This window comes from Streptomyces sp. NPDC093064, assembly GCF_044754605.1.
Taxonomy (GTDB): Bacteria; Actinomycetota; Actinomycetes; order Streptomycetales; family Streptomycetaceae; genus Streptomyces.
In genome coordinates this window covers 26,177-33,259 of sequence record NZ_JBIVPK010000042.1, presented here as the reverse complement: position 1 = coordinate 33,259, position 7,083 = coordinate 26,177, and the positions used below count along the sequence as shown (strand labels likewise).

Below are 7,083 nucleotides of genomic sequence, written 5' to 3'. Positions count from 1 at the left end.
CAGGCGCCTTCCTACGCGCCGCAGCCGCAGGCTCCGGCCTCGGCCGCCGCCGCGGAGACGGCCTACCTGCCCCCGGTGGGGCAGCACGCGCCGCAGCCGCAGGCCGCCGCCCCGGCCGCCGCAGCGACGGCCGCCGATCCCGAGGGGGACGGGCCCGCCTACGGTCCCGCCACCGTCGCCGGAAACACCCGGGTCACCGACGCGCAGCGGGCCCGCGCCGAGGGACGCTCGCCGATCATCGAGCCCGGGACGCAGCCGGCCGCGCTCACGGCGCTGCTGGGGCTGCTGCTGGCCGGCACGGCGGAGCTCGGCGTCTACGGGCTGCTCGTGCCGCTGGTCGTGCTCCAGGGCGTGACGGCCGCGGGCTGGTTCCGGCTGAACGGCATGTGGCCCGCCCGGCAGGGCATCGCCCTCGGCTTCGCGGGCGCGCTCGCCGCGGACGTGGCGGTGCTCGCCGCGGGCCGCGAGCACGCGCCCGCGGCGATCCTGGGCACGCTCGGGGTGTGGGTGCTGCTCTCCCTCGTCCTCCAGCTGCGCTCCCACGCCGACCCGGACGAGCGGATGTACGGCCTGATGGCGAGCGTCGCCGCGGCGGCGCTGGCGATCGTGGCCACCGGCTACCTCGCCGCCCCGCCGGACGCGGTCGCGGTCGGCGGGGCGGCGGTCGCGGTGGCCGTCCTGGCGCGGTCGCTGCCGCTGCCCGCGGCGGCCTCGGTGGTCGTCGCGCTGCTCGCGGCGGCGGGCGCGGGCATCGCGGTCGGCGCCATGACGGACCTGGGCGCCAAGGGCGCGCTGCTCGGCGCGGGCGCCGCGGTGTGCGCGCTGATCGGGCACCGTGCGGCCAGCTACGACTACCCCTCGCGCTTCGTGCACTTCACGGCCGGCGTCGCCCTGCCGCTGTCGGCCGCGGCACCGGTGGTGTGGATGCTGGGACGGGCGCTGGGCTAGGGCCTCTCGGGCGGGTGGGTGCGCCCGCCCCGCCTGTCACAGGTGCTCGACAGTTCCCCGGCCGGGGCGGGCGGCCGGGTTACGCTCGCGCCTGACGGCCCTCCGGTCGTCGGGTGGCCGAGCCGAGAGGGATCACCGCATGCGGGCGCTGCGAATACTCCTGGTCTTCGCCTTGATCCTGGGCGTGCTGTTCGCGGTGGTCGACCGCGTCGCGGTGCACCTCGCGGAGGGCCAGGCCGCCGACCGGCTGAAGACGACCGAGAACCTGGCGAGCACCCCCGACGTGTCCATCAAGGGCTTCCCCTTCCTGACCCAGCTGGCGAGCGGCGAGCTGGACGACGTCGAGGTCGGCATCAAGGACTACGAGGCGGCCACCGGCAACGGCGACCAGAAGATCCGTATCGACGACATCACGGCGGACATGAAGGGCGTGCGGTTCTCCGGCGACTACAGCTCCGCCACCGCCGCCACCGCCACCGGCACCGCGACCATCGCCTACGACCAGCTGCTCAAGGCCGCGAAGTCCGAGTCCGCCCAGGTCGCCCCCGGCATCACCGCCCATGTGGTCGGCCTCTCCGACGGTGGCGACGGCAAGATCAAGGTCGGCGTCGAGGTCCAGGTTGCGGTACTCGGCATCAAGCAGCGCAAGACGCTCTCCCTGCTCAGCTCGGCCACCGTGCGGGGCGACAAGGTGGAGGTGCGCGCCGACGACTTGCCCATGGTCGGTGGAGTGCGGCTCCCCGAGGGCCGGGTCCGGTCGGTCACGGACTTCCAGCAGGCGATCGACCGGCTCCCCGCCGGGGTCGGCCTGGACTCGGTCCGGGCGGCCGCGGACGGCGTCGAGATCACCCTGAAGGGTTCGGACGTCAAGCTGGCCGGGTAGACATGCGGTGAACAAAAGGTTGTCCGACTGGCGAGACACCCTCGTCCGCACCGCAGATGCCTGCGGGATCGAGAACGGACACGAGCGCCCGAAGGTCGTACGGCGACGGTTCGGGCGCTCTTTCATTCCCACATCCCGGACGATCATGTCTCAGTATCCGACATGCCGGTGACACGCCCGCCCGTCCCTCCCTACGATCGACCCCATGCAGCGACAGGCGGATCTCACGAAGCGGCGGGCAGTGGACCTGTGCCGTGTTGCCGCCATGCTCTGTCGCACTTCCTGAGCGGGAGCTCTCTCCCGTATCCCCGCCCCGCGACGACCCGGGGCCACCCGCGCGCCGTACAGCCGGCATCGAACGCGTACCCGCGCGCCCCCTCGCACTCGCACGCCCCGCCGTACCTGCCCCGGAGGAGATTGAGCATGAGCCGCAGCGACGTCCTGGTCGAGGCCGACTGGGTCCAGGAACACCTGGACGACCCGAGCATCGCCATCGTCGAGGTGGACGAGGACACGTCCGCGTACGACAAGAACCACATCAAGAACGCCATCCGGATCGACTGGACCAAGGACCTCCAGGACCCGGTGCGCCGTGACTTCATCGACCAGGCCGGCTTCGAGAAGCTCCTGTCGGAGAAGGGCATCGCCAACGACCACACGGTGATCCTCTACGGCGGCAACAACAACTGGTTCGCGTCGTACGCCTACTGGTACTTCAAGCTGTACGGCCACGAGAACGTCAAGCTCCTCGACGGCGGCCGCAAGAAGTGGGAGCTGGACGCCCGCGAGCTGGTCGACGGCACCGACGTGCCGGAGCGTCCGAAGACCGCGTACCGGGCCAAGCCGCAGGACACCTCCATCCGCGCCTTCCGCGACGAGGTCGTGGAGGCGATCGGCAAACTGAACATCGTCGACGTCCGCTCCCCCGACGAGTTCTCCGGCAAGCTGCTCGCGCCGGCCCACCTGCCGCAGGAGCAGTCGCAGCGCCCCGGTCACGTGCCGACCTCCCGGAACATCCCGTGGTCGAAGAACGCCAACGACGACGGCACCTTCAAGTCGGACGACGAGCTCAAGGCCCTCTACGAGGACGAGCGTGTCGACCTGTCGAAGGACACCATCGCCCTGTGCCGCATCGGTGAGCGCTCCGCGCTGACCTGGTTCGTGCTGCACGAGCTGCTCGGCGTGCAGAACGTCAAGAACTACGACGGCTCCTGGACCGAGTACGGCTCCCTGGTGGGCGTGCCGATCGAGCTCGGCGCCGGCAAGTAAGCAAGACGGTTCAGACCGTTTCGACCTCATCGAACCTCTGGAGAAGCACATGTGTGGAGCGAAGGCCGGCGGCCCGGACGCCTCGACGATCAAGCCCGGTGAGACGACGATCCAGGGCCAGGTGACCCGCGACGGCGAGCCGGTGACGGGCTACGTCCGTCTGCTGGACTCGACCGGCGAGTTCACCGCGGAGGTCCCCACCTCCGCCACGGGCCAGTTCCGGTTCTACGCGGCCGAGGGCACCTGGACCGTCCGCGCCCTCGTCCCCGGCGCCAGCGCCGACCGCACGGTCGTCGCCCAGCAGGGCGGCCTCGCGGAGGTCGCGATCGCGGTCTGAGCGGTCGAGCGGCCGGGGCTGCCGACGCTGTCGGAGCAGGCTGAGCACGGTACGGCCGAAGGGCCGCACCCCACGGGTTGGACGCCCGGGGTGCGGCCCTTCCGGCGTTCCCGCCCCGGCACGTCAGGCCCCCGCGGACCTACCCTGGAAGCATGTACGCACGACGTCGGCATGTGTACTTCGCCATGATGGGGATCTGCATCGGACTGTTCGTCCTGGCGTGGGGTGTCGTGCGCATCTGGTCGGTTCCCGCGGCCGTCGGCATGTGCCTGGTCGCCATGGTGATCCCGCCGGTCGCCGCGATGGTCGCCAACCGGCGCGGGCCCGAGGACCGCTGGTGGGACGACCCGTCCGGCGACCCCAAGTCCGACGAGTGGTGGGACGAGCTGGACGGAAAGAAGCGGCGGTAGCTCCCGGGGGCGCCCCTCGGCCCGTTCAGTAGACGAGCGCCTGCGTCCCGTCCCCCAGGGCCTCCTGGACGAAGACCTGCGCGCCCGCGATCCGCACGCCCTCGATGACGTCCTTCTCCGTGATGTTCCGGCGGGCCGCGCACTGAGTGCACAGGGTGAGCCGGCCGGCCGCGAGGATCGACTCGATCAGGTCGGGCAGCGCAGCGGCGTGCGGCAGCTTGAACTCGGCGGCCCGGCCCGGCAGCGCGAACCAGGAGGACTCCCCGGTCAGCCACAGGGAGACGTCCACCCCGCTGGCCGCGGCCACCGCCGCCACCGTGAACGCCTGAGAACACCGCTCGGGAGCGTCCGCCCCCGCGGTCACCTTGATCACCAGCTTCTTCGCCATGCCCGAATCGTAATCAAGTCGCCTGCGGACGCGGAGCGGACCGCTCGCCCGAGACCGGGGGCGCACCTCGCCAAGAGGGCCGGCTCCGGGCCGACTAAGCTGGGGGCCGGCCCTGCGTATGTACCGCACCTGCTCAACCGAGGAGCACCCCGTGGAGATCTTCTTCGAAACCCTGCTGGTCCTGGTCTGCGTCGGCGTTCTCGCCTTCGCCTACCTGACCGTGAAGAAGCTGTACCAGGGCCAGCGCTGACGACGACATCCAGGAACAGTTGCTCATGATCGAGATTCCGTCCGACCTCCACAAGGACCTGGTTCCCCTCGCCTTCCTGCTCGGCGACTGGGCCGGGGCCGGCGTGCACGACTTCCCGGGCGCCGAGAAGTGCAACTTCGGCCAGGAGGTCAGCTTCACCCACGACGGCCGGGACTTCCTCGAGTACCACTCCCATACCTGGGTGCTGGACAACGACGGCAACAAGGTGAAGCCGCTGGAGACCGAGTCCGGCTTCTGGCGGATCGACGCCGACCGCAAGGTCGAGGTCACGATGACCCGCGACGACGGCGTCATCGAGATCTGGTACGGCGAGCTGGCCCACAAGAAGCCGCAGATCGAGCTGGCCACCGACGCGGTCGCCCGCACCGCCGCCTCCCGCCCCTACACCGGCGGCAAGCGGCTGTACGGCTACGTCAAGAGCGACCTGATGTGGGTCGGCGAGAAGCAGACCCCCGAGGTCGAGCTGCGCCCCTACATGTCCGCCCACCTGAAGAAGGTCGTCACCCCCGAGCAGGTCGAGCGCTGGGCCAAGGCCCTCCCGGACGACCTCCCGGACGACGGCATCGCCTTCTTCAAGTAAGCCGGGCCGGGTCGCAGCCCTAGGGCCTCTCGTTTGGATCATGCCGGGCTGATCCGAACGAAAGACCCTAGACTTGGGGTGTGGTGAGCACCGACTGGAAGAGCGATCTGCGGCAGCGTGGCTACCGGCTGACCCCGCAGCGGCAACTCGTGCTCGAAGCCGTCGACAGCCTGGAGCACGCGACACCCGACGCCATCCTCGGCGAGGTGCGGAAGACCGCTTCGGGGGTGAACATCTCCACGGTGTACCGGACCCTGGAGCTCCTGGAGGAGCTCGGGCTGGTCAGCCACGCCCATCTGGGGCACGGTGCGCCGACGTACCACCTGGCGGACCGGCACCACCACATCCATCTGGTCTGCCGGGACTGCACCGATGTCATCGAGGCGGACCTGTCGGTGGCGGCCGAGTTCACCGCGAAGCTGCGGGAGCAGTTCGGCTTCGACACGGACATGAAGCACTTCGCGATCTTCGGGCGGTGCGCGGACTGCGCGCGCAAGGCCGCGACGGGGGCTTCAGGTGCCTCGGCCGGCAGGAGTCCAAGTACCGAGTCGTAGGCTTGTGTTCATGAAGAGCCCCCTGCTGTCCCTGCCCGGCGCCGTCCAGGCCGAGGGCGTGGACGAAGGCGTCGCCGCCCACTACGGCGACCTGTTCCGCGAGCAGCGCGCCCTCGCGGACGGTGCCGGATTCGTCGACCTCTCGCACCGCGGTGTCGTCACCGTCTCCGGCGAGGACCGGCTGAGCTGGCTGCACCTGCTGCTCACCCAGCACGTCAGCGAGCTGCCGGCCGGCCAGGCCACCGAGGCGCTGATCCTGTCCGCGCACGGCCACATCGAGCACGCGCTCTACCTGGTCGACGACGGCGAGACGGTCTGGGCCCATGTGGAGCCCGGCACCCAGGAGGCGCTGATCGCCTACCTGGAGTCGATGAAGTTCTTCTACCGGGTCGAGGTCGCCGACCGGACCGCCGACTTCGCCGTCGTGCACCTGCCGGCCGGTTCGATCGCCGACACGCCCGAAGGGGCCGTCGTGCGGGAGACCGCCTACGGCCGCGACCTCTTCCTGCCCCGCGAGGACCTGGAGTCCTACGCGGGCCAGGCCGGCCCGGCGGCCGGCATCCTCGCCCACGAGGCCCTGCGCGTCGAGCAGCACCGGCCCCGGCTCGGCTTCGAGACCGACCACCGCACCATCCCGCACGAGCTGGGCTGGATCGGCACGGCGGTGCACCTCCAGAAGGGCTGCTACCGCGGTCAGGAGACCGTGGCCCGGGTGCAGAACCTTGGCAAGCCGCCGCGCCGCCTGGTCTTTCTGCACCTCGACGGCAGCGAGGTCCACCTGCCGGCGCACGGCACCGGGATCCATCTCGCCGACGAGGGCCCGGACGGCCGCAAGATCGGCTTCATCACCACGTCCGTACGGCACTACGAGCTCGGACCGGTCGCGCTCGCCCTGATCAAGCGGAACGTGCCGGTGGACGCACGACTGATGGCGGGGGAGACGGCGGCGGCGCAGGAAGTGGTCGTGGAGCCGTAGCCTCCGCGAGGCTCCCGGCTCCCGGCTCATATCTCCAGCAGGACGGTGAACGGGCCGTCGTTCGTCAGCGACACCCGCATCGACGCGCCGAACCGGCCCGTCGCGACCGTCGCGCCCAGGGAGCGCAGCTGCGCGACCACCTCGTCCACCAGGGGTTCGGCGACCTCGCCGGGCGCGGCCGCGTTCCAGGTGGGGCGGCGGCCCTTGCGGGCGTCGCCGTACAGCGTGAACTGGCTGATGACCAACAGCGGGGCGCCGATGTCGCTGCACGACCTCTCGTCGTGCAGCATGCGGATCGACCAGAGCTTGCGGGCCAGCTGCGCCGCCTTCTCCTTGGTGTCCTCGTGGGTGACCCCGACGAGGACGCACAGCCCCTCGCCCTCGATGGCCCCCACCGTCTCGCCGTCCACGACGACGCTCGCGCCGTCCACCCTCTGCACCACTGCACGCATGCCGACCATGATGCC

At 71.0% G+C, this 7,083-nt stretch carries 11 protein-coding genes; 9 read left to right on the top strand and 2 right to left on the bottom strand.

What is annotated here, in order from left to right:
- The 6 genes from ACIQFZ_RS33325 to ACIQFZ_RS33300 form a co-directional block, all read left to right on the top strand.
- On the top strand, positions 1-948 hold a 948-nt coding region (locus tag ACIQFZ_RS33325; protein WP_402692973.1), incomplete at its 5' end, for a hypothetical protein.
- A 139-nt stretch (positions 949-1,087) separates the two neighbouring features.
- On the top strand, positions 1,088-1,831 hold the full coding sequence (locus tag ACIQFZ_RS33320) for a DUF2993 domain-containing protein (RefSeq protein WP_365419105.1): 744 nt from the start codon (positions 1,088-1,090) through the stop codon (positions 1,829-1,831).
- 205 nt (positions 1,832-2,036) lie between these two features.
- Entirely contained in the window at positions 2,037-2,117 is an 81-nt protein-coding gene (locus tag ACIQFZ_RS33315; RefSeq protein ID WP_355139345.1) for a putative leader peptide, read from the top strand.
- A 137-nt stretch (positions 2,118-2,254) separates the two neighbouring features.
- Entirely contained in the window at positions 2,255-3,100 is an 846-nt protein-coding gene (locus ACIQFZ_RS33310) for a sulfurtransferase (RefSeq protein ID WP_365419102.1), read from the top strand.
- A gap of 49 nt (positions 3,101-3,149) precedes the next feature.
- Positions 3,150-3,437, top strand: coding sequence for a DUF1416 domain-containing protein (locus ACIQFZ_RS33305; RefSeq protein ID WP_100569102.1), 288 nt, complete (start codon positions 3,150-3,152; stop codon positions 3,435-3,437).
- 152 nt (positions 3,438-3,589) lie between these two features.
- Positions 3,590-3,847, top strand: coding sequence for a DUF3099 domain-containing protein (locus tag ACIQFZ_RS33300; RefSeq protein WP_365419099.1), 258 nt, complete (start codon positions 3,590-3,592; stop codon positions 3,845-3,847).
- A 25-nt stretch (positions 3,848-3,872) separates the two neighbouring features.
- Here ACIQFZ_RS33300 and ACIQFZ_RS33295 read toward each other — a convergent pair whose 3' ends face one another.
- Positions 3,873-4,235, bottom strand: a complete 363-nt coding sequence (locus ACIQFZ_RS33295; RefSeq protein WP_402692972.1) for a DsrE family protein — start codon at positions 4,233-4,235, stop codon at positions 3,873-3,875.
- Between the two features lie 275 nt (positions 4,236-4,510).
- Here ACIQFZ_RS33295 and ACIQFZ_RS33290 point away from each other — a divergent pair, with 275 nt between their 5' ends.
- From ACIQFZ_RS33290 to ACIQFZ_RS33280, 3 genes are all read left to right on the top strand, one after another.
- Complete coding sequence (locus ACIQFZ_RS33290; protein WP_365419093.1) at positions 4,511-5,086, top strand: FABP family protein; 576 nt, start codon at positions 4,511-4,513, stop codon at positions 5,084-5,086.
- 80 nt (positions 5,087-5,166) lie between these two features.
- Positions 5,167-5,640 carry a Fur family transcriptional regulator gene (locus ACIQFZ_RS33285; RefSeq protein WP_402692971.1) on the top strand — a complete coding sequence of 158 codons (474 nt, stop codon included), beginning with the start codon at positions 5,167-5,169 and terminating at the stop codon, positions 5,638-5,640.
- Between the two features lie 10 nt (positions 5,641-5,650).
- A complete protein-coding gene (locus tag ACIQFZ_RS33280; RefSeq protein ID WP_365419087.1) occupies positions 5,651-6,616 on the top strand; it encodes a folate-binding protein in 966 nt (321 codons plus the stop codon).
- Positions 6,617-6,642: 26 nt separating this feature from the next.
- On the opposite strand, the gene dtd is transcribed toward ACIQFZ_RS33280, so the two are convergent.
- A complete protein-coding gene (dtd, locus tag ACIQFZ_RS33275) occupies positions 6,643-7,068 on the bottom strand; it encodes a D-aminoacyl-tRNA deacylase (protein ID WP_402692970.1) in 426 nt (141 codons plus the stop codon).
- Positions 7,069-7,083: the final 15 nt, after the last annotated feature.